Here is a 20,173-nt window from a genome sequence, read left to right on the forward strand (position 1 = left end):
ACCAGCTGTCGTGTCCGCGATGGTCTGGCTCAGGCGGTTGCCGACGCTGTCGTAGGTGTAGGTGGTGGTGCGGCCGGGTTCTGTGACCTCGGCAGGAAGGCGCCACTGAGAAGACCAAAGAATGGCAGTGTTTTGAGCCAAATCCGTGCCGGCCGCCCGAGTAATAAAGACTGGTAGGCGGCGCTGCACATCCCAACTAATAGTCGTGTCGGTATACAGATAGTCCCGGTACGAGCGCACCAGTCCGTCTGACTGGATCGCCCCTCCCGAGATAGGCAAATCACCTGGAAATTCCGAGACTTTGGATACACCCCTGTAAACCAATTCATGACCAAATCTCTGGAAACCGTAATTTCTTGATGTACCCAGCGGGTCTATCGCCGAGCCTGCTGAAGGAACAGTGTATTTGAATACTCCTCCCGCCCTCTCTGTGCTCAATGCCCTGGCCTGGCTGTCATAAGTATACGTGGCATAGCGCGTGCCATACTCATCAACAACTCCAACCAACAAAGGAGCGCCACCTGTGAATTCGGCATATAGATATTGCCGAGCTCCCGCAGATTGCGAAACACCAATCATCAAAGAATCTGCGTACTGAAATTCAACACCCTCATCGAGAGGAGAATTAATAGGTTGAACGCGAGTGATTTTTCCTCCCCCGTACTGAAATTTAAATCCCTGGCCAAAGGTATTCCAAACCTTATCCAACTGCGAAGTTCCTGGCACATACAAATAGCTGATACGCCAACCGTTACGCAGAATTTGCTCTCTGAGCTTACCGTCTTTCTCAAAAACATAGCGCACCTCATTCTGGCCATCGTCGAATATCCACTCGTTAGCCAATTCGATGAGTTGATGCGAGGGATGGCGAGACGTATAAACCGAACTATTGCCGCGGCGATGGAAGTAATGAAAGCTTCCATCCCCTGCTTGAATGCGCACGAGATCAAGAATGCCGAGATCCTCGCGAGAAACCCTTTTAACCGCCAATCGTATGTCGTAGTTGTGGACCCAGCCCTCCCCTAAAACAGCATAATCGGTCACCTTGAAATAGTTATTAAACCAATGATTTTTATCCCGGGCACGATAGCTCCTATAGGTCCGCCGAAACTCCATAGGCATTGCGCCATTGATTAGAATATCGCGCTCGATCTCTACTTTTTCTTGCGACGCAACTTGGATGGGGTTGCCTTTGAGCAGCTTGGCAGGACAGGCATCACACGCTACTGGAACATCAGTAACCCTAGTGAAACAGGCGCCAGTGCTGGCGCCAGCGGAATTAAGCCTTAATTCTGCATAGTCGGCAGGAGCGATACATTTTGCTGCCCTACCCGGATACATCATTATGTACCCAGTTTTAACATCTACACACTGTCCTTTTTGATTCTTACCGCCGGATCTAATATAAACCTTAATGGTTGTTCGAACAGGCTCTTGAGAGTGAATAAATCCATCTCTTTGCACTACCTCTTCCTCACCGAGCCAATAAGAAAAATCGCAAACAGACGGATTGGATAAGTATCCAAGGAAATTAACCGTAGCCTCAGCGGAGGCGGCAGCCGTGGGATGCGTGCCGCCATATCCGGTGCCATACACCCATGGCGTGAACGTATCTGGCTGCAGCTTGCAATGAGCGCCTGCATCTGGCGCAGCTTCAACGCAGAACTTCTGAAACTCCCATTGAGCGTACGCGCAACTTGAAAAAAACATGGCACATACAGCTAAAACCTTAATCCAATAAATTTTCATATTCTCTCCCCCCTTTTAAACTCTTCTATCACACCCCATCCGGGCAATCCGAAAACGCAGACAGGCACAGAGATCTAAGAAGCGCAGCTAGAAGAGTGACCAGCGAGGCCATCTCCTGCTCTAGCCCTGCTAATCTGCAGCCTATTCGCACTAGTCGTTTGTTGCTATTGCAGCGGTTCGAATCCCTTTATGCAGGGACTAGCTGTAAATGGCCTATCTCGTTTCCAATTGCGTTCGCCGCTCAAGCGGTCCCAGGTGGTATACCTGCTTCGCAATTGCGAGCCGTGCCGTGCAACTTCGCATTGGGCTTTGCGTTGCGATATTGCCGACGGGGTGCCGGCTGTGTTGGCCAGCGGCCCCGAGCCCTGCACCAACCCTTCTAACCAAGCCAGTCCGCAGGCCGTTTCCGCGAGCCCCTGCAGCGGGCCCGGCCGATAAGCCGCGCGCGGCCGATGCACCGCGTGTTATCCGTCTCTTGCGCATTGAGATCCCTCCCCTCTCATCGTGCATGGCGGTCTGCGCCGATTTCGCGCCGATCGACCTCTCTTGCCGATGCAGAGTTGTTACTGTTCTTATTGCGGCGCGATGCTAGCCACAAGGCGGCGAACTCATTGTGACAAATGGTTCACGGCGCTTTAGCTGTCGAGCCAGCACGCTGCCGTCAGCCTGGATGCTTGCTTCTATTGATCTGGCGTCAGAAGCTTGAACCGTGCGCCGAGTACAGCCGAAGCGCCGCGCAAGGTTCCGACAAGCTCAGCCCGAACGGTCAGTTCATGTTCGAAGACGGCGAATCAACCATGTGGAAGCCACAGACGCGAGATGCCGGAAGGGCCCCTACCGCTATTCCTTGATCGCCGCCCAGATCAACGCCACCCCCGCCGCAATCAAATCCCCGGTGAATGAGGCCTCCTGCGGGTTATTCAGCCCGCTGAACGCCTGCTTCTGCCGCTCCCGCTCGGCACGGGTCCGGTCGCGCTCCAGGGCCACCAGGGCGTCGCCGATGTCTACGGGCGTGGCGTGCTGCGCGTGGGCCTTGGCGCGGGCGCCGGCCTGGGCGTAGCCCTCCATGGCGCGGACCACGGCCTCGGGGTCGATCAGCGAGAACGCAGCGCGGCAGTAGGGGCAGGCGTGGTCCTTGCGGATATCGACAGGGGCGCCGCAACTGGTGCAGTAGATGGCGCCGACGCGTTTGGCCAGGTCGTCGATTTCGGGCCGCGTCATGTGGCGCACAAAGCCTTTCTCGATCATGAAGGACGAGAAGCTGCTGAAGCGGCCATGCTGGCGCGCGCACCGGTAGACCATGTAGCGGCCGCTGCGCACCACGTCGAATCCCTTGGCCAGCGAGGTACTGCAGCGCGGGCAGGCCATGGGCTCGTGCAGGGGGCGGTGCTGGTCCGCGCGGTGCTCGTGCAGCAGGCGGAACAGCTCGACCACTGAGGCGGGCGTGAGCTTGAGGTTCTCCTTGCTGTCGAACCACAGGCCCTGGCAGGCGAAGCAGATGTCCAGCTCCAGCGTGTGGCCCAGGTTGCTGGCAAATTGGTGCGCCTCCATGGGTTGGCGGCAGGATGGGCAAGGCGGAGAAAGGGACATGGCGCGGGGGCAATGCGGCGGGGGCTGGTGGAGGCCCCATGCTAAGGCAAGGCCAGAGATCCCCTGCACGAATCACCGCGCCGCGTGCATCTGCGGACTCGGGCGGTTGGGAACCAAGCCATGTAAGGGTAAACCCGGTATTTGTAAGCAACGGCCTCTACCATCGTTGGTTTTTGCCGAGGCCGGCCACCACAGCGGCAGCCTCACCCCCTTGAGCGGAGCTATTCACATGTCACTGGCCGATCGGGTGCTTTACCCCGACTTTCTCTCCCGCACCATGTCCGCCGACGAGGCGGCCGCGCTGATCCCCGCCGGGGCCCATGTGGGCATGAGCGGCTTCACGGGTGCGGGCTACCCCAAGGCCGTACCGGGCGCGCTGGCCCGCCGCATTGAAAGCCTGAACGCGCAGGGCAAGGGCTTTCGCATCGGCCTGTGGACGGGCGCCTCCACGGCCCCGGAGCTCGACGGTGCACTGGCCCAGGTGGACGGCATCGAGATGCGCCTGCCCTACCAGTCCGACCCCACGGTGCGCCGCCAGATCAATGCGGGGCACATGCAGTATGTGGACATTCACCTCTCGCACGTGGCGCAGTTCGTGTGGTTCGGCTTCCTGGGCAAGCTCGATGTGGCCGTGGTGGAAGTGGCGGGCGTGCTGCCCGATGGGCGGCTGATCCCCGCGTCCTCGGTGGGCAACAACAAGACCTGGCTGGACCAGGCCGACAAGGTGATCCTGGAGGTGAACACCTGGCACCACTCCGGGCTGGAAGGCATGCACGACATCTACTACGGCACCGACGTGCCGCCGCATCGCAAGCCCATCCCGATGACGCGGCCCGACGAGCGCATTGGCGAGCCGTACCTGCGCTGCGACCCGTCCAAGGTGATTGCCGTGGTGATGACCGACCAGCCCGACCGCAACAGCGTGTACGCCGCGCCCGATGAGACCTCCAACCGCATCGCGGGCCACATCATCGAGTTTCTGCAGCACGAGGTGAAGAAGGGCCGCCTGCCCAAGGACCTGCTGCCGCTGCAATCGGGCGTGGGCAACATTGCCAATGCGGTGCTGGCGGGGCTGAACAACGGCCCGTTCGAGAACCTCACGGCCTACACCGAGGTGCTGCAGGACGGCATGCTGGACATGCTGCGCTCGGGCACGCTGGCCAGCGCCTCGGCCACGGCGCTGTCGCTCAGCCCCACGGCGATGCAGGAGTTCAACGAGCGCATCGACTTCTACAAAGAGCGCATCGTGCTGCGCCCGCAGGAGATCAGCAACCACCCCGAACTGATCCGTCGCATGGGCCTGATTGCAATGAACGGAATGATCGAGGCCGACATCTACGGCAACGTGAACAGCACGCACATCATGGGCTCGGCCATCATGAACGGCATCGGCGGCTCGGGCGACTTTGCGCGCAACGCGTACCTGTCGATCTTCATGACGCCGTCGCTGGCCAAGAACGGCAGCATCTCGTGCATCGTGCCCATGGTCTCGCACGTGGACCACACCGAGCACGACGTGCAGATCCTCGTCACCGAGCAGGGCCTGGCCGACCTGCGCGGCCACTCGCCCACGCAGCGGGCCGAGCTCATCATCGAGCACTGCGCGCACCCGGACTTCCGCCCCGCCCTGCGCGACTACCTGGCCCGCGCTCGCAAGACCGCCGTGGGGCAGCACACGCCGCACGTGCTCAGCGAAGCGCTGTCGTGGCACCAGCGGTATGTGGAGACCGGCTCGATGCGGCAAAGCCCCGGCGCCTGAGCGCACTGCGGAAGGGGCTGGCACGCCAACCCCACGCGGTGCCTGGATACCGTTTGCCCCGATTTTTACCAATTGGTAAGATCAGGGTTTACCCGGGGTTTCACCCCTGTACGCCAGCCCCCACGGGGGCTGTTTGCGTTTCTGCTGCCTTCATTTTTCTTTTCCATCCATTCATCCATGCAACGCCGCCAATTCACCCAATCCCTCGTTGCAGCTGGCACGGGCCTGCTGCTGTCCCCCGCGTCGCGCGCCGTGGGCGTGCAAGACCCCATGGACGCCAAGAGCGTGACCATAGGCTGCTCCCTGGGCACGACGGGCGCGCTGGCCAGCCTGGGCAAGGAACTGAAGCAAGGGCTGGACGCCGGTTTTGCACAGGCGAATGCCAAGGGCATCCACGGCCGCGAGATCAAGCTGCTGGCGCTGGACGACGGCTACGACGCCGTGCGCTCGGAAGAGAACGTGCGCAAGCTGATTGCCGACGCCAACGTGGTCTCGCTGATCTCCTGCATGGGCACGGCCAACAACCAGCGCATCCTGCCGCTGGTGGACGAAGCGCAGATCCCCTATGTGGCCCCGCAAAGCGGCGCCACTTCGCTGCGCAAGGCCGAATACCGCTCGGTGTTCCACGTGCGCGCCAGCTACACCGATGAGGCCCAGCGCCTCGCCCAGAAGCTGGTGTCCATGGGCATCACCGATCTGGCCATCGTTTACCAGGACACGGCGTTCGGCCGCGAGTTTCTGGCCGACGTGAACCAGGCCATGGCGGCCGCGAAGCAGCCCGCGCCCAAGGCGTTCAAGCTGGCCGCCCAGGGCGTTCAGACCGCCCAGATCGCCGAGGTGGTGGGCAAGGCCGTGGCCGCCAAGCCGGACGCCGTGCTGCTGGGTACGGCGGGCGACATCTCCGCCAACCTGGTGAGCGAATTCAAGAAAGTCTCGCCCAGCACACCGCTGGCCGCCACCAGCGTGGCGCTCTCGGGTGACAACCTTCGCCAGCTCGGCGGCAAGGCCTCGGGCATTGCGCTGTCGATGGTGCTGCCCGACGCCGGCCGTACCAGCGTGGCCGTGGTGCGCGACTATCAAAAAGCCATGCGCGCCATGGGTTATCAGGAATTCTCGGCCCGCAGCTTCGAAGGCTACGTGAACGCCCGCGTGCTGACCGAAGGCCTGGAGCGCGCCGGCCGCGACCTCACCCGCGCCAAGCTGCGCAATGCGCTGGCCAGCATCCGCAGCAGCGACCTGGGCGGCTTGTCGATCGACTATGCGGGCGGTGCACCCTATGTGGGCTCGCGCTTCCTGGATCTGGGTGTGATGGGGGCCAACGGCAAATTCGTCGGCTAGCGCGGCGCCCTCCAGGGCAAGGCGCATCGCGCGGGACGTGCTGCCTCCGCCGAGTACGGCAGAATGCGCACGCCGAACGTTCTGCGACCCCACGCCCGCCGCGGTGGTCGGCCTTTCTTTGTCAGTGCTTCGGCGCCCCATTGTTCAGCCCCGGATGCAACTGCGCCAGGGCATCACCACCGACCTCTGCGAGCCCCTGGATGAAATCACCCGCGCTGACCCTGCCCCTGATCGCCGCTGCCGCCCTGTTGGCGGGTGCCCCTGCCGTGCATGCGCAAGCCCCCGCGCAAGGCGACATCGACGTGAAGGTCATGGGCGTCACGTTCATCGAGCCACCCCCGGGGCGCGACAAGAACCTGGTGGCCTTTGGCGTTCTCGGTGGCATGGAAAAGGTGGAGATCACCGCCGTGGCCACCACCCGCGCCGGTCTGTTCACTGACTACACAAACTCATTCTTCGACAAGGGTGACGTGCGCGTCACGGCGGTGTTCCCTGACAAGTCCACGCAGAGCCTGGGCCAGGCCGAGGTTGGCGGATTCCCCAAGTTTTCGGCAGATGCCCGCGCACGCAGCTTCAGCCTGTCCCTGAACCGGCTGCCCGACAGGACGGTGACCGGCCTGATCTTCGAGGGCACCGTTCCGCTCAGCGTGGCCAAGCGCACCAAGAAGGCAGCCCAGGCGTTCGATCCCGACAAGCCCGGCCCCGTCAAGCTCGGCGGCGTGGAAATCAAGCAGTTCAATGTAGACGGCAAGAGCGTCCAGTTCCTGGGCAACGACACGCTGCAGCGCATCAAGACACTGTCCTTCAAGCTACCGTCCGGCCAGGTCGTGCGTGCCGAACGGGGTGGCTGGGGACGCATGAACAACGAGTTCCAGCAAACCTGGAATTTCGACACCGCGCTCTCGCGCGGCGAACTGCAGGCCGATCTGTACGAAGAGATGGAGACCGTGCGGCAACCCGTGCGCTTTGCCATCGGCCGGCCCTGGTAGCCGCAGCAGTTTTGCCGTTCGTTGCGGCGAAACGCCAGCCCCCTCGGCCGCTGCCCCGCCGCCTCGCATAGGCACAATCAGCGGCTTGCACCTCCCTTGGCACCGTTCTCCCCTGACACCACCATGCCCATCTGGAAGAAACCCATCGACCTGGACCTGCTGAAGGCCGCCAACCGCAACACCGCCGTAGAGCACCTGGGCATCGAGTTTGTCGAGGTGGGCGACGATTTTCTGCGCGCGCGGGTGCCCGTGGACCACCGCACCGTGCAGCCCTTTGGCCTGCTGCACGGCGGCGTGAGCGTGGTGCTGGCCGAGTCGCTGGGCTCCACCGGCGCCTACTACACCCTGCCCGAGGGCTACCGCGCCGTGGGCCTGGACATCAACGCCAACCACCTGCGCTCGGCCACCAGCGGCTGGGTGACCGGCACGGCGCGGCCCGTGCACATCGGGCGCACCACGCACGTGTGGCACATCGATCTGCACAACGAAACGGGGGAGCTGACGTGCGTGTCGCGACTCACCATGGCGATCCTGGCGCCCCGGTAGAGGTCATCCCCCTGAGGCACTTACCGCTCGGTGCTGGTCGCCAGCCGCTCATCGCACGCGGCGAGATATGAGACAAATCGGCCGCCAGCGCTGGGTGGGCAAGCGCAACCAGCTATCTATTCAGTAGCATTCTGCTGCGCCAGGCGCTCGCTTTTCCAGTACACGTCGTCGCCGCCATCCATGCGGTTGAGCACGCGGGCCAGGACGAACATCAGGTCGGACAGGCGGTTGAGGTATTGGCGCGGGGCGTCGTTGAGGGCTTCTTCATTACCCAGGGCCACCACGGCGCGCTCGGCGCGGCGGGCCACGGTGCGGCAGACGTGGGCTTGCGCGGCAGCGCGCGTGCCCGCGGGCAGGATGAACTCCTGCAGCCGTGGCAACGCAGCGTTGTGGTGCGCCAGCGCCTCATCCAGCGCCAGCACGGCCTCGGGCTTGAGGAGCTCGAAGCCGGGGATCGACAGCTCTCCGCCCAGGTTGAACAGCTGGTGCTGCACCTCCACCAGCAATGCGCGCACTTCGTCCGGCAGGGGCTCGCACAACAGCAGGCCGATGTGCGAGTTCAGCTCGTCCACGTCCCCCAGCGCGTGGATGCGCAAGCTGTTCTTGGAAACGCGTTGATTGTTGCCCAGGCCGGTGGTGCCGGCGTCGCCGGTGCGCGTGGCGATCTGCGTGAGTCGGTTGCCCATGGGTGCCTTGGAGAGTTTCAGAGTAGGAAGACGCGAAGGGCAGGCGCCCACATCCGGGGTGTACCCTGCCGCGTCGGGATGGATGCATTTTCCGGCACGCCGCCACATCACAAAAAAAAGGCCCCTGGGCACGCAATGCGCCCAGAGGCCTTTCGGACCGTTTCAGTCTCGCAAATCAGTGGATTTGCGGCGTGCGGTTCAACTTGTCGAGATCTGCCGTGGAATCGCCTGTATTGGCGGGCTGGGGGTGGTTCCACGCCTGGGCTTGGTAGGTGTCCCGCTCCTCGGCCGACACCATGCCGTCACGGTTGGTGTCCATCAGCCGGCGGTTCACGCGTGCGTCGGCCTGGGCAGCGGCCTTGCCGCCCGATGCGTTGGGGTTGATCTCGGCGGGCGCTGTGGCGCTTCGGCCGTCGCCCTTGACGGGGTCCATGGGGGCCGCGGCACTGTGGCTGCTGCGCTGGTCGGCCTTGTTCTGCGCCTGGGTGGCGGCGGGGCCGCCGGAGGCTGCTGGGTTCACTTCCGAAGGCGGACGTGGGCTGTTGCCGGCAGGCGCCTGGGCCAGTGCAGCGGTGCAGGCCAGCGCGGCCAGGGTGGCGACGATGCTTTGCTTTTGCATAAGAACTCCTTCGATCAAAAAAAGGGATGGTCAAGATGAAAAAGCCCTCTCGGGAGAGGACTCAGGAGGACCATTCTTGAAGTGCGATCTCAGCGCGCATGTAGGACATCCCAGGCCGTGCCGGTCGTCTCCGGGCGGGGGCGCTCGCCGCTGTGGGCGGGCATTGCTGGTAGGACCGGAAGCAGTTTCTACATTCGCCTACATGTCCGCGACATTGCTCTACAAAACCCCGGATAGAGGTTACGCCGCGCAGGCAAATGTTGGGCCGAGCAACAGCAGGCAAGAGTGCTGGCCCCCGCCGTGCGTCTGCGATGGAATGGAGCCCTGTTCAACTTCACAGGAGCCCTGCTTCCATGAAAGCACCGCAACAACGACGCATCTACCCGTTCGACACGCGCAGCGTGATGCTGTTTGCCGCCCTGTCCCTGGGTGGCGCGGCATTGCAGGCACAGACCTCCGCCCCCCAGCCCGCGCCGTCCAGCAAGACCGCCCCGGCCGGGGACGCCTCCCATTCGTACGGCCCTGGTACCGGAACTCCCTCCAAGGCCGCCACCACGGCCTTCAACCGCGCGGACGCCGACAAGGACGGCCAACTGAGCGAAAAGGAAGCCACGCAGCTACCCGCCATCAGCCAGCGATTCAAGCAGCTCGACACCGACGGGAACGGCTCGCTTTCCCCCACCGAGTTTGAGAAAGGCCTTCTCTCCTGATGCAGTCCTGATGCAAAAGTGAGTGGCGCCCGCGGCGAGCGCCAAGCCACCGCCGGGCAGCCCCTTGAAGTAGCAAGCCATTGGGGCTTGCGGGCCCGCTTGCCCTGGAGAAATCCAGGCGCACGCGGGCTTTTAGTGCGGCTAACAAAACTCAGCGAAGCGTTCTGGCTAGGCGCTGCGTCGCGGACAGTACGGCCAGAACGACAAGACGCAGCGACGATGCCAGAAGAGTTTTGTTAGCCGCACTGATTGCGCGCGCGTGCTGCGCTCAATCGTGCAGCGACGACAGGAACTGCTGTAGCTCCGGCGTCTGGGGGCTGCCGAACAGCTGGGCGGGCGTGCCCGTTTCGTGCACCCGGCCCTGATGCATGAAGATCACGCGGTCGCTCACCTTGCGGGCAAACGCCATCTCGTGCGTGACCATCATCAGCGTCATGCCCTCCTGCGCCAGCGACTCGACCACGCGCAGCACCTCGCCCACGAGTTCGGGGTCCAGCGCCGAGGTGATCTCATCGCACAGCAGCACCTGCGGCTCCATGGCCAGCGCGCGCGCAATCGCCACGCGCTGCTGCTGGCCGCCCGAGAGCTGGTCGGGCATGGCATCGAACTTCTCGGCCAGGCCCACGCGCGCGAGCAGCCGGCGCGCCTGGGCCTCGGCGTCCTGCGCGCTGCGGGCCTTGACCAGCGTGGGCGCGAGCATGATGTTGCGGCCCACGCTGAGGTGCGGAAACAGGTTGAAGCTTTGAAAAATCATGCCCACCTGCTGGCGCAGTTCGCGCATGGCCGTGGGGCTGTCGTGCAGCAGCTTCTTGCCGTTCACGCTCAAAGCGCCTTCCTGAAACACCTCCAGCCCGTTCACGCAGCGCAGCAGCGTGCTCTTGCCCGAGCCGCTCTTGCCAATGATGGCGATCACCTCGCCCTTGCGCACCTTGAGATCGATGCCCTTGAGCACTTCATTCGTGCCATACGACTTGCGCAGGGCCGTGATGTCCACGATGGGCGGACCCTCCACCACGATGCCGTCGTGAGCGGGACCGGTGGCAACAGGATGTTCAGCGGCGAGGGCCATGGAGTTTCCTTTCAAGGGACTGCGCCGCCAGGCTCACCGGGAAGCACAACACAAAGTACAGCAGGGCCACGCAGGCATACACCAGGAAGGGCTGGTAGGTGGCGTTGGAGATCATGCTGCCCGCCTTGGTCAGCTCCACAAAGCCAATCACCGAGGCCAGCGCCGTGCCCTTGATGACCTGCACCAGGAAGCCCACCGTGGGCGGCACGGCAATGCGCAGCGCCTGCGGCAGCACCACGTGGCGCAGCTGTTCGTAAAAGCTCAGGGCCAGGCTTTGCGCAGCCTCCCACTGGCCCTTGGGGATGGATGCCACGCAGCCGCGCCAGATCTCCGTGAGGTAGGCGCTGGTGTACAGCGTGAGCGCCACGGCCGCGGCCGTCCAGGGCGATGTCTTGATGCCGAACAGCGCGATGCCGAAGTAGGCCAGGAAGAGCTGCATGAGCAGCGGCGTGCCCTGGAACACCTGCACGTAGGCGCCCACGGCGCGGTCCACGCCGCGCAGCTTGGACAGGCGCAACACCAGCAGCACCAGGCCCACCAGGCCACCGCCGATGAAGGCGATGAGGGAAAGGGAGACCGTCCAGCGCGCCGCCAACAGCAGGTTGCGCAGGATGTCCCACAGGGAAAATTCCACCATGGCTTACCTTCCGATGAGGAACCGCGCCCCCACCCACATCAGCAGACGGCGGGTGGCGATGGACAGCAGCAGGTACACCGCCGTGGCGAGGATGAAGGCCTCGAACGCGCGGAAGGTGTTGCTGGAAATGAGGTTGGCGGCGTAGCTCAGCTCAGGCGTGGAGATCTGCCCGCACACGGCCGAGCCCAGCATCACGATGATGATCTGGCTCACCATCGCGGGCCACACCTTGAGCAACGCTGGCGGCAGCACCACGCGGCGGAAGGTCTGTCCCGGCGTGAGCGCCAGGCTCTGCGCGGCCTCGATCTGCCCGCGCGGCGTGGCTTCGATGCCAGCGCGGACGATCTCGGCCGAGTACGCACCCAGGTTGATCACCATGGCCAGCACCGACGCGACCTCGGGCGTGAGCTTGAGCCCGAGGGCCGGCAGCCCGAAGAAGATGAAGAACAGCTGCACGATGAACGGCGTGTTGCGCACGAGCTCCACATAGCCGGCCACGCCCCAGCGCAGCACCACCGGCCGGTGGCCCAGGTTGCGCGCGCGCGCCCAGGCGCAGGCCGTGCCCAGCAGCAGGCCCAGCACCGTGCCAACGATGGTGAGCCCGATCGTCCAGGCCAGGCCGCGCAACAGCAGCGGCCACGCGGCCAGCACGGCGGAGAAATCAAGTTGGATCAGCATGGGGTTGCTTCACAAGCTCGGCCCGAGGGCGGTGAGGGCGTTGGAACGCTCTCTGTTTACAGCGGCAACTCGCCCGCCGGCCGGCCCAGCCACTTGCTGGACATCTTGTCGAGGTCGCCCGCTTTCTTGGCGTCGGCAATGATGGCGTTCACCTTTTCGCGCAGCTTGTCCTCGCCCTTGGCCACGCCGATGAAGTTGGGGCTGTCCTTGAGCAGCAGCTTGTATTCGGTCTGCAGGTTGGGGTTCTTGACCATGATGGTGCCGGCGGTGGAGGCGCTGGTGGCGATGGCTTGCGTCTGGCCCGACACAAAGGCGGAGATGCTGGCCGCGTGGTCTTCAAAGCGCTTCACGTCCACGCCGGGGGGCGCCACCTTGGCCAGTTCCTGGTCTTCCATCGCGCCACGCGTCACGGCCACGCTCTTGCCCGCCAGGTCCGCAAAGCTCTTGATGTTCAGGCTCTTGCTGGCGAACACGGCCTGGAAGAACGGCGCATAGGCGGCCGTGAAATCGATGACCTTCTCGCGCTCAGGGTTCTTGCCCAGGGTGGAGATCACGAGGTCCGCCTTCTGCGTCTGCAGGTAGGGGATGCGGTTGGCGCTGGTCACGGGGATCAGTTCCACCTTCACGCCCAGCTTGGTGCCGATGTACTGGGCCATTTCCACGTCCAGGCCCTGGGGCTTGAGATCGGTGCCGACAAAGCCATAGGGCGGGTAGTCGGTGGGGATGGCGATCTTGATTTCCTTGGCCTTGAGGATGTTGTCCAGCGCGTTCTGCGCGTGGGCGGCGGGCGCCATCAGGGCAGCGGACAGGCCGGCGGCGGCAAGCACGCCCAGGGTCAGGCGGCGGGTGGAAGACAGTGCGCGGTGGGTGGTCATAGCAAGGCTCCTAGGTAGGGGGACGGGTCGGTGGGGGTGTCTTTGGCGGACGCAGAGGAAGCGGTACTTTTGCGGGGCCGGGCCTTGGGCGCTGTGGTCGCCTTGGCAGGTGGGGCCGGGCTCTTGCGCACCGGCGCCAGGGCGTCGCGCAGCCCGGCCAGCGGGTCGCTGCTAGCCTGCAGGCGCAGGGCCGATTGCACGGTGCCGATGTGCTCGGACATCAGCGCTTCGGCGCGGGCGATGTCGCCGGCCTCCAGCGCCTCGACGATGCGCACGTGGTCTTCGCAGCTTTGCGCTGCGTCGTGCGACGACTGGTAGAGCATGGCGATCAAGGTGGTGCGCGCGGTGAAATCGCGCAGCGTGTCGGCCAGCAGGCTGTTGCCCAGGCATTCGGCCAGGCACACGTGGAAGTCGCCCAGCAAGAAGCTGCGCGCGCCCACGTCGCTGCCGGCCAGCGCGGCCTTTTCGCGCTGCAGGTGGGCCTTGAGCTGGCGCACGGCCGCCTTGTCCACCGACTTGAGCTGGTGCAGCAAGCCCAGCTCGATGACGCGGCGCGCCTCGAAAGCCTCGCGCGCTTCGTCCTGCGAGGGCTCGATCACATACCAGCCGCGCCGCGCGCTCACGGTGACGATGCCGCGCGTGGCCAGCCGCGTGAGCGCCTCGCGCACGATGGTGCGGCTGCAGTCAAACAGCATGGCCAGCTGCTGCTCGCCCAGGCGGGAGCCCGGGGCGAGCTTTTGCGCCATCACGGCTTCGATGATGCGGTTGCTGATCTCGGTGGCGGTGGTCATTGCCTGCGGTATCGCAGGTTCCGTGCCAACTGGTATACAAGACGGATGCACCAGCCTGGAGCACGAACGCTGTGCACCGCGTATTCCAGCGCCCCGCTGGCGCGCCGCCTTGCCTCCAAGTGGTGCGCACGCTGCGGTGCATGCACCGCCGGGAGAAAGAAAGGTAGTAAGTAGTAAGAAAGCGCGGGCTCGGCGGGGCTACGGCATCCCCGCCAGGCGCACGGCCCAGGACACCCCCAGCCCGGCGACCAGGGCCGCGAGCACCGCTGGGTGCCACCACGGCCAGCGGGCCACGCGGCGGTGGCCGCGGACGCCTTCGACCACCGCCTGGCCGGCCAGCAACGCCAACCACACCAACAGGGCCAGCGCTCCCGGATTGGCGGCCCAGGCTGCGCCCAGGTCGCCCTGAACCAGGGCTGCGCACGCATGCGTGCCCCCGCACAACGGACAGGGCAGCCCCGTCAGCGCGCGAAACGCGCACCCCAGGCCCAGGCCGCCCTGCCCCAGCCACCACGGAGTGGCCGCCATGGCCAGCGGCCAGCCCAGGCCCAGTGCCAGCCTGAGCCCCCGCGCCTCCCGCTCCAGCGGGCGCCAGGCAGGCGCCCGACCCGCGGGAGGGATCAAGGGCCTGCGGTCAGAGGGGAGGGAGCGCCACCGGTTCATCGCCCACCAGCTGGCGCGCCATGTAGTAGGAGCCGATGGTGGACAACGGCAGCGTCAGCAACGCGCCCACCCAGCACAGCAGGAAGCCCAGCGAGCCCACGATGCCCAGGACCAGCGAGCACAAGAATGCCGACCCCAGGTTCTTCGTGACGATGCCCCAGGCCTGGTTGAAGGCTGCCACGCCATCGCGCTCGCCACGGGCCACAAGGTACAGCGCCACGGGAGGCAGCGCCATGACCAGCAGGCCGGGGATGAAGCACAGCATGAAGCCCAGCGACACGACCAGCGAACTGATCAGCCCGGCCACAAAGGCGGGCACGAAGTCATCAAAGCCCCGGAAGACATCGCCAATCTGCACCGCCTCGCCGCGCGACTCGCGCTCGATCAGGCGCATGTAGCCCACCACCATGGGCCCGACCAGCAGGCCGGCGCTGATGCCGGCGACCACCATCACCAGCAAGGTGCACACCACATGGGTGAGGATGTTCTTCTTGAAAGTGCCCCAGGCACCCGACAGGCAATCTCCCACATTGGCTGAGGCCATGGCAATCCCCCTCTCTTGAAAGTAGCTACGGAAGAACCTGGATCAGTGTAGCGAGCCGACAGACCGCGAGCTACCCCGGCGCGCTGCTCGCCAATCAAGGCCCTCCCCACCAGGAAACCGTGTACGCGCCGAAATAACCGCACTGCGCCGGCGGTCCAACACCTGCTGCCATCGGCAGTTTTGCAGGGCCGAACCTAGAATGCCTTTTCACCGACCGCCCTACCCCGGAGACACCACCATGAACGCCCCCACCGCCGCTGCCCACCTGCTGCCCGAGATCAAGCTTCGCGATGTGCCCCAGGCCCTCATCGACGCGCTGCAGGCCCGCTTCGGCACACGGTGCTCGCTCGCCCAGGCCGTGCGCGAGCAGCACGGCCGCGACGAAGGCTCGCTGCAGGCGCCCCCGCCCAGTGCCGTGGTGTTTGCCGAAAGCACGCAGGACGTGGCCGACGTGGTCCAACTGGCCAGCCAGTACGAGGTGCCCGTGATTCCCTATGGCGCAGGCTCGTCGCTCGAAGGCCACCTGCTGGCCGTGCAAGGCGGCATCAGCATTGACGTGAGCCGCATGAACCAGGTGCTCAGCGTGAATGCCGAGGACCTCACGGTGACGGTGCAGCCCGGCATCACGCGCAAGCAGCTCAACGATGCGATCAAGGACACGGGCCTGTTCTTCCCCATCGATCCCGGTGCCGACGCCAGCATTGGCGGCATGGCCGCCACGCGCGCCAGCGGCACCAACGCCGTGCGCTACGGCACCATGCGCGAGAACGTGCTGGCGCTGGAAGTGGTCACGGCCAGCGGCGAGGTCATCCGCACCGGCACGCGCGCCAAGAAGAGCAGCGCGGGCTACGACCTCACACGCCTGCTGGTGGGCAGCGAAGGCACGCTGGGCATCATGACCGAGATCACCGTGCGCCTGTACCCGCTGCCCGAAGCCGTGAGCGCCGCGATCTGCTCGTTCCCGAGCATCGAGGCCGCCGTGCACACGGTGATCCAGACCATTCAGCTGGGCGTGCCGATTGCGCGCGTGGAACTCATCGACCACCACACGGTGCGCATGGTCAACGCGCACAGCAAGCTCACCTTGCGCGAGGAACCCATGCTGCTGATGGAATTCCACGGCTCGCCGGGGAGTGTGAAAGAGCAGGCCGAGACGGTGCAGGACATCGCCAGCGAGTTCGGCGGCCAGGCTTTTGAATGGGCCAGCACGCCCGAAGAGCGCACCCGCCTGTGGACCGCGCGGCACAACGCCTACTTCGCCGCCGTCCAAAGCCGCCCCGGCTGCCGGGCCATCAGCACCGACACCTGCGTGCCCATCAGCCGCCTGGCCGATTGCCTGCTCGAATCGGTGGACGAGGTCGAAGCCAGCGGCATCCCCTACTTTCTTGTCGGCCATGTGGGCGACGGCAACTTCCACTTCGGCTACCTCATCGACCCCAACGACGCCGACGAGCGCACGCGCGCCGAGCAGCTCAACCATCAGCTGGTGGCCCGCGCGCTGTCCATGGGCGGCACCTGCACTGGCGAGCATGGCGTGGGCATCCACAAGATGGGCTTTCTGCTGGACGAGACCGGCGCTGGGGCGGTGGACATGATGCGGTCGATCAAGCGGGCGCTGGATCCGAAGAACATCCTGAATCCGGGGAAGATTTTTGCGGTGTGAGATGCACTCCATGGCGCCAGACATGGCACGCCACCCCTGCCGTTCACACCAAACGTTCAACACCGACCGTCCACCCGCCACCGCCTCGAGCCCAATCCCATGCCTGAATGGTCATCCCCCGAAATCGTTGTCCAGCGGCAGCTGGACGCCTACAACGCCAAGGATCTGGAAGCCTGGCTGGCTACATACGCTGCCGACGCCAGGCAGTACGAACATCCGGGCAAACTCCTGGCGTCCGGACACGCGGAGATCCGGGCCCGGACGGCTTCGCGTTTTTCCGAGCCCAGACTTCACGCCAAACTGGTGAAGCGCACGGTCATGGGCGCTGTGGTCATCGATCACGAAGACGTTTCCAGGGACTTTCCCGAGGGGCCGGGCCGCATGGAGCTGGTCTGCATCTATGTTGTGGAGCGGGGCCTCATCCAGACGGCTTCATTCGTGTTCGGCCCGCCAGTTCTGGCCCCATCCTTGCAGGGATGAGAGGGGCGACATCCAGCCCTTCGATGCAGACAATCGCGTCGCCTCAAAGCCCCTGCTTCGCCATGATTCACAGCACCCGATCGCGCCAGTTTCTTCAGCTCATCACCGCCCTGGTCTACCTGCTCATCGCCGGGCGCGCGGCCCTGCTGCCGGATCGTCTTGCCCACGGCCTGGGCTACACATTGCACGCCCCCAACGGGTACAGCGAACTCTTCGCGGTCTATGTGGGGGTGTGGGCAGCCACGGCGGTGCTGGCGGTGGTCGCCGCACGCCGCAGCGATGACCCCCTCTTCGGCGACCTGCTGGCGCTTTTTGTGCTGGCCCAGCCTGTGGGGCGGTTTCTGGCCCTTCCTTTCTGGGGGGTTCCTGTCGGCAACCTGTTCGGGATGTTTGTGCTGGAGATCGTGGGAGCCATTGCGCTGTTTGCCGTGCGGCCCAGCAGGCCGGGTCCGGCAAATCCGCCTGCGGGCGCCACGTCCGCGTCCGTGTAGCACCGCCTCGCTGAACGCCCTGCGCCCGGCCCGTGTCGAAATCAGGCCGGTTCGAACGTCGTGATGTTCAGGAGCCCGCGCAGGCTCCGCCGCGCCACGGCAGCGCTTCTGCGCAGCTTGATGGCATGACACGTTCAATTCACTGGGAGTTTTTCCATGGAGTCATCTGAGAAAACCAAGGGACCCGCGTCGTACTTTCCGTCCATCGAAAAAAAGTATGGCCACCCCGTCGAGCACTGGTTGGAGGTCTTGCGCAACGCTGGCGAACGCAAGCACATGGAGCTGGTCGGTCTTCTCAAAACGGAACACGGCCTGGGCCACGGCCATGCCAATGCGCTGGTGGCCTACCACCTGGCCAGACGGTAGTTGAGGCGCCTCACGCGTGGGCCAGGCTTCGCCGCAGGCACGTTGGCGAATTCGTGCATATTCCGCAGGGTCGGAGCCTAAGATCGTAAAAACGTTCTACTGCGTGCTGTAGCCCGCCCATACGGTAGATGATGGCGTCCGTATCACTGCTCTTCACCCACCCATGAACGCCTGGCTCCGCCCCGTCATCCTTGCCGTCGCCCTGGCAGGCACCGCTTTGTTTGGCGGGCTGCTGGCGGTCTCCGTGGTTCAGCCCGCGTGGGTGGAGCAATCCGCGCGGGAGATGATCCGGGTGCAGCTGGAGAAGACCACCGGCGAGAAGATCGACGCGCTCAACAGCCGCTTTCTGCAGGGCCAGGCGCGGGCTGCGATGCAGGAGAAGGCTCTGGAGATCGAGGCTGCCCGCAAGGCTCTGACCGACGGGCTGCCGGCACGGATTCTGGCCATTGCCGCCGAGATGGGTGTTCCCGAGTGCGAATGCCGCCAACGCCATCGCGAGCGCACGGAGCTGCGCATCGGGTCGGCACAGCAAATGCAGGCCCGGCTTGACGCCTTGATCCGCAGCGCCTACCTGGACACGGTGGACAAGCTGCTGCGCGAACTGCGCATCTTCAGCGGTGCCAACGCGCTCGCCTTTGCCTTGCTGGGCGTGGCAGCCTGGCGCGGGCCGGCGGGCGCCCACGGGGTTTCTCTGATACCGGCGGCGGCAACGCTGCTGGTGGCTACCCTGGCCAGCAGCGCCATCTACCTGTGGGGCCAGAATTGGCTGCACACCATCGTGTTCGGAAGCTACGCAGGCTGGGCGCAACTGGCGTACATCGCGCTGGTCTACGCGTGGCTGTGCGACCTGCTGTTCAACCGCGCACGCATCAGCCTGCAACTCTGCCAGGGCAGCATGAGCGGCACCCTCTCACCCTGCTGAAAGTACCGCCCATGCGCATTGCCCTTGTTTCGGATATCCACGGCAACCTGGCCGCGCTCGAAGCCGTGGCCGCCGACATTCGCCGCCGCGGCGTGGACCAGGTGATCAACCTGGGGGACAACCTCTCCGGCCCGTTGCTGCCGCGTGAGACGGCGCAATGGCTCATGGCGTCCGATTGGCTGTCGCTGGCGGGCAACCACGAGCGACAGGTGCTGCAACGGCGTCCGGGGCGCGCCGGCCCCTCGGACGAATACGCGCACTCGCAGCTGTCAGAAGCGGAATTCGCATGGATGCGCAGCCTCACCCACACCCTGCGCCTCGCCGAGGACATCCTGCTGTGCCACGGCTCGCCGCGCAGCGACCATGAATACCTGCTCGAAACGCTGGATGGATCCACCGTGCGTGCAGCCACCCCGGCCGAGATCGACGAACGCCTGTCGGGCCAGTATGCGCCGCTGATTGCCTGCGGCCACACCCATGTGCCACGCCAAGTGCGCCTGGGCGCAGGCATCCGGCTGGTCAACCCCGGCAGCGTGGGCCTGCAGGCCTATGGGGACGACCATCCGGTGGCGCATCAGGTCGAGAACGGCACGCCGGACGCGAGCTACGCCATCGCAGAGCGGTCCGAGCAGGGCTGGCAGGTGGCGCATCACCGGGTGCCATACGACCATGTATCCATGGCCCAGCTGGCCGAGCGAAACGGGCGCCCAGAGTGGGCGCATGCGCTGCGCACCGGCCGCATGCCCTGATGGGCTCGGCCCAGGTCGCGCGCGGCCGGCGCAACAGGGCGCGGGCTAGGGCCTGCTCACACTAATTTTGCCAGTGCGAAGGCTTGCCGCGCCACGCCAATCTAGACGCGTGACGACGCCAAGGCCGGGGCCTTGGCGGGGAATGCAACGACGAGTGGCGTGGCGCGGCAAGCCTTCCCTTCGGGTTGCGATGCCCAAGGGCCATCCGCGGCGTTGCCAAGCCTCGCTGGGGCCGCACCCCAGCTTCGTTTGGCGCCTA

General features: G+C 64.8%; 22 protein-coding genes. 11 read left to right on the top strand and 11 right to left on the bottom strand.

Annotation, left to right across the window (positions count from 1 at the left end; genetic code table 11):
- Together MRY84_RS04770 and MRY84_RS04775 are read right to left on the bottom strand one after the other, a co-directional pair.
- Positions 1–1,749 (bottom strand): DUF6531 domain-containing protein (locus MRY84_RS04770; protein WP_291504600.1); only part of this gene is annotated, 1,749 nt, incomplete at its 3' end.
- 840 nt (positions 1,750–2,589) lie between these two features.
- Positions 2,590–3,339, bottom strand: a complete 750-nt coding sequence (locus tag MRY84_RS04775) for a zf-TFIIB domain-containing protein (protein ID WP_291504601.1) — start codon at positions 3,337–3,339, stop codon at positions 2,590–2,592.
- 229 nt (positions 3,340–3,568) lie between these two features.
- Here MRY84_RS04775 and MRY84_RS04780 point away from each other — a divergent pair, with 229 nt between their 5' ends.
- From MRY84_RS04780 to MRY84_RS04795, 4 genes are all read left to right on the top strand, one after another.
- Positions 3,569–5,098 (top strand): acetyl-CoA hydrolase/transferase family protein, encoded by a 1,530-nt coding sequence (locus tag MRY84_RS04780; protein ID WP_291504602.1) that lies wholly within the window; start codon positions 3,569–3,571, stop codon positions 5,096–5,098.
- Between the two features lie 177 nt (positions 5,099–5,275).
- Positions 5,276–6,436 carry an ABC transporter substrate-binding protein gene (locus MRY84_RS04785; protein ID WP_291504603.1) on the top strand — a complete coding sequence of 387 codons (1,161 nt, stop codon included), beginning with the start codon at positions 5,276–5,278 and terminating at the stop codon, positions 6,434–6,436.
- 200 nt (positions 6,437–6,636) lie between these two features.
- Positions 6,637–7,425, top strand: a complete 789-nt coding sequence (locus tag MRY84_RS04790) for a hypothetical protein (RefSeq protein ID WP_291504604.1) — start codon at positions 6,637–6,639, stop codon at positions 7,423–7,425.
- A gap of 123 nt (positions 7,426–7,548) precedes the next feature.
- Positions 7,549–7,971: a hotdog fold thioesterase gene (locus MRY84_RS04795; protein ID WP_291504605.1), complete on the top strand. Its 423-nt coding sequence runs from the start codon at positions 7,549–7,551 to the stop codon at positions 7,969–7,971.
- Between the two features lie 116 nt (positions 7,972–8,087).
- Here MRY84_RS04795 and MRY84_RS04800 read toward each other — a convergent pair whose 3' ends face one another.
- Together MRY84_RS04800 and MRY84_RS04805 are read right to left on the bottom strand one after the other, a co-directional pair.
- A complete protein-coding gene (locus MRY84_RS04800) occupies positions 8,088–8,657 on the bottom strand; it encodes a cob(I)yrinic acid a,c-diamide adenosyltransferase (RefSeq protein ID WP_291504606.1) in 570 nt (189 codons plus the stop codon).
- Between the two features lie 175 nt (positions 8,658–8,832).
- Positions 8,833–9,276 carry a hypothetical protein gene (locus tag MRY84_RS04805; protein WP_291504607.1) on the bottom strand — a complete coding sequence of 148 codons (444 nt, stop codon included), beginning with the start codon at positions 9,274–9,276 and terminating at the stop codon, positions 8,833–8,835.
- Positions 9,277–9,629: 353 nt separating this feature from the next.
- Between MRY84_RS04805 and MRY84_RS04810 the strand changes: the two genes are divergently transcribed.
- The gene (locus MRY84_RS04810) at positions 9,630–9,986 is read left to right on the top strand and encodes an EF-hand domain-containing protein (protein WP_291504608.1); all 357 of its coding nucleotides are present in this window, start codon (positions 9,630–9,632) and stop codon (positions 9,984–9,986) included.
- A gap of 268 nt (positions 9,987–10,254) precedes the next feature.
- On the opposite strand, the gene MRY84_RS04815 is transcribed toward MRY84_RS04810, so the two are convergent.
- The 7 genes from MRY84_RS04815 to MRY84_RS04845 form a co-directional block, all read right to left on the bottom strand.
- The gene (locus tag MRY84_RS04815; protein WP_291504609.1) at positions 10,255–11,055 is read right to left on the bottom strand and encodes an amino acid ABC transporter ATP-binding protein; all 801 of its coding nucleotides are present in this window, start codon (positions 11,053–11,055) and stop codon (positions 10,255–10,257) included.
- Entirely contained in the window at positions 11,039–11,692 is a 654-nt protein-coding gene (locus tag MRY84_RS04820; RefSeq protein ID WP_291504610.1) for an amino acid ABC transporter permease, read from the bottom strand. Before MRY84_RS04820 ends, MRY84_RS04815 begins: the two co-directional genes overlap by 17 nt.
- 3 nt (positions 11,693–11,695) lie before the next feature.
- Positions 11,696–12,370 carry an amino acid ABC transporter permease gene (locus MRY84_RS04825; protein WP_291504611.1) on the bottom strand — a complete coding sequence of 225 codons (675 nt, stop codon included), beginning with the start codon at positions 12,368–12,370 and terminating at the stop codon, positions 11,696–11,698.
- Between the two features lie 56 nt (positions 12,371–12,426).
- Positions 12,427–13,245: a transporter substrate-binding domain-containing protein gene (locus MRY84_RS04830; RefSeq protein WP_291504612.1), complete on the bottom strand. Its 819-nt coding sequence runs from the start codon at positions 13,243–13,245 to the stop codon at positions 12,427–12,429.
- Entirely contained in the window at positions 13,242–14,036 is a 795-nt protein-coding gene (locus MRY84_RS04835; protein ID WP_291504613.1) for a GntR family transcriptional regulator, read from the bottom strand. The genes MRY84_RS04830 and MRY84_RS04835 overlap by 4 nt, the downstream gene beginning before the upstream one ends.
- Positions 14,037–14,234: 198 nt before the next feature.
- Positions 14,235–14,660 carry a DUF2752 domain-containing protein gene (locus MRY84_RS04840; RefSeq protein WP_291504614.1) on the bottom strand — a complete coding sequence of 142 codons (426 nt, stop codon included), beginning with the start codon at positions 14,658–14,660 and terminating at the stop codon, positions 14,235–14,237.
- A 10-nt stretch (positions 14,661–14,670) separates the two neighbouring features.
- Positions 14,671–15,243 (bottom strand): hypothetical protein, encoded by a 573-nt coding sequence (locus MRY84_RS04845; protein WP_291504615.1) that lies wholly within the window; start codon positions 15,241–15,243, stop codon positions 14,671–14,673.
- 238 nt (positions 15,244–15,481) lie between these two features.
- Here MRY84_RS04845 and MRY84_RS04850 point away from each other — a divergent pair, with 238 nt between their 5' ends.
- The 6 genes from MRY84_RS04850 (at position 15,482) to MRY84_RS04875 (ending at position 19,914) form a co-directional block, all read left to right on the top strand.
- The gene (locus MRY84_RS04850; protein WP_291504616.1) at positions 15,482–16,906 is read left to right on the top strand and encodes an FAD-linked oxidase C-terminal domain-containing protein; all 1,425 of its coding nucleotides are present in this window, start codon (positions 15,482–15,484) and stop codon (positions 16,904–16,906) included.
- Between the two features lie 99 nt (positions 16,907–17,005).
- Entirely contained in the window at positions 17,006–17,386 is a 381-nt protein-coding gene (locus tag MRY84_RS04855; RefSeq protein ID WP_291504617.1) for a nuclear transport factor 2 family protein, read from the top strand.
- 62 nt (positions 17,387–17,448) lie between these two features.
- Positions 17,449–17,877 (top strand): DUF4345 family protein, encoded by a 429-nt coding sequence (locus MRY84_RS04860; RefSeq protein ID WP_291504618.1) that lies wholly within the window; start codon positions 17,449–17,451, stop codon positions 17,875–17,877.
- A gap of 156 nt (positions 17,878–18,033) precedes the next feature.
- The gene (locus MRY84_RS04865; RefSeq protein ID WP_291504619.1) at positions 18,034–18,243 is read left to right on the top strand and encodes a DUF4287 domain-containing protein; all 210 of its coding nucleotides are present in this window, start codon (positions 18,034–18,036) and stop codon (positions 18,241–18,243) included.
- Positions 18,244–18,406: 163 nt separating this feature from the next.
- Positions 18,407–19,165, top strand: coding sequence for a hypothetical protein (locus tag MRY84_RS04870; RefSeq protein ID WP_291504620.1), 759 nt, complete (start codon positions 18,407–18,409; stop codon positions 19,163–19,165).
- A gap of 11 nt (positions 19,166–19,176) precedes the next feature.
- Positions 19,177–19,914, top strand: a complete 738-nt coding sequence (locus MRY84_RS04875; RefSeq protein ID WP_291504621.1) for a metallophosphoesterase family protein — start codon at positions 19,177–19,179, stop codon at positions 19,912–19,914.
- Positions 19,915–20,173: the final 259 nt, after the last annotated feature.

The sequence above is a fragment of the Acidovorax sp. genome (assembly GCF_022763525.1).
In the GTDB taxonomy this organism is placed as follows: Bacteria; Pseudomonadota; Gammaproteobacteria; order Burkholderiales; family Burkholderiaceae_C; genus Acidovorax.

What these genes read in the sequence shown, in the direction of transcription:
- MRY84_RS04775 (WP_291504601.1), bottom strand. Translation starts at nt 3,339, where the DNA reads ATGTCCCTTTCTCCGCCTTGCCCATCCTGCCGCCAACCCATGGAGGCG.
- MRY84_RS04780 (WP_291504602.1), top strand. Translation starts at nt 3,569, where the DNA reads ATGTCACTGGCCGATCGGGTGCTTTACCCCGACTTTCTCTCCCGCACC.
- MRY84_RS04785 (WP_291504603.1), top strand. Translation starts at nt 5,276, where the DNA reads ATGCAACGCCGCCAATTCACCCAATCCCTCGTTGCAGCTGGCACGGGC.
- MRY84_RS04790 (WP_291504604.1), top strand. Translation starts at nt 6,637, where the DNA reads ATGAAATCACCCGCGCTGACCCTGCCCCTGATCGCCGCTGCCGCCCTG.
- MRY84_RS04795 (WP_291504605.1), top strand. Translation starts at nt 7,549, where the DNA reads ATGCCCATCTGGAAGAAACCCATCGACCTGGACCTGCTGAAGGCCGCC.
- MRY84_RS04800 (WP_291504606.1), bottom strand. Translation starts at nt 8,657, where the DNA reads ATGGGCAACCGACTCACGCAGATCGCCACGCGCACCGGCGACGCCGGC.
- MRY84_RS04805 (WP_291504607.1), bottom strand. Translation starts at nt 9,276, where the DNA reads ATGCAAAAGCAAAGCATCGTCGCCACCCTGGCCGCGCTGGCCTGCACC.
- MRY84_RS04810 (WP_291504608.1), top strand. Translation starts at nt 9,630, where the DNA reads ATGAAAGCACCGCAACAACGACGCATCTACCCGTTCGACACGCGCAGC.
- MRY84_RS04815 (WP_291504609.1), bottom strand. Translation starts at nt 11,055, where the DNA reads ATGGCCCTCGCCGCTGAACATCCTGTTGCCACCGGTCCCGCTCACGAC.
- MRY84_RS04820 (WP_291504610.1), bottom strand. Translation starts at nt 11,692, where the DNA reads ATGGTGGAATTTTCCCTGTGGGACATCCTGCGCAACCTGCTGTTGGCG.
- MRY84_RS04825 (WP_291504611.1), bottom strand. Translation starts at nt 12,370, where the DNA reads ATGCTGATCCAACTTGATTTCTCCGCCGTGCTGGCCGCGTGGCCGCTG.
- MRY84_RS04830 (WP_291504612.1), bottom strand. Translation starts at nt 13,245, where the DNA reads ATGACCACCCACCGCGCACTGTCTTCCACCCGCCGCCTGACCCTGGGC.
- MRY84_RS04835 (WP_291504613.1), bottom strand. Translation starts at nt 14,036, where the DNA reads ATGACCACCGCCACCGAGATCAGCAACCGCATCATCGAAGCCGTGATG.
- MRY84_RS04845 (WP_291504615.1), bottom strand. Translation starts at nt 15,243, where the DNA reads ATGGCCTCAGCCAATGTGGGAGATTGCCTGTCGGGTGCCTGGGGCACT.
- MRY84_RS04850 (WP_291504616.1), top strand. Translation starts at nt 15,482, where the DNA reads ATGAACGCCCCCACCGCCGCTGCCCACCTGCTGCCCGAGATCAAGCTT.
- MRY84_RS04855 (WP_291504617.1), top strand. Translation starts at nt 17,006, where the DNA reads ATGCCTGAATGGTCATCCCCCGAAATCGTTGTCCAGCGGCAGCTGGAC.
- MRY84_RS04860 (WP_291504618.1), top strand. Translation starts at nt 17,449, where the DNA reads ATGATTCACAGCACCCGATCGCGCCAGTTTCTTCAGCTCATCACCGCC.
- MRY84_RS04865 (WP_291504619.1), top strand. Translation starts at nt 18,034, where the DNA reads ATGGAGTCATCTGAGAAAACCAAGGGACCCGCGTCGTACTTTCCGTCC.
- MRY84_RS04870 (WP_291504620.1), top strand. Translation starts at nt 18,407, where the DNA reads ATGAACGCCTGGCTCCGCCCCGTCATCCTTGCCGTCGCCCTGGCAGGC.
- MRY84_RS04875 (WP_291504621.1), top strand. Translation starts at nt 19,177, where the DNA reads ATGCGCATTGCCCTTGTTTCGGATATCCACGGCAACCTGGCCGCGCTC.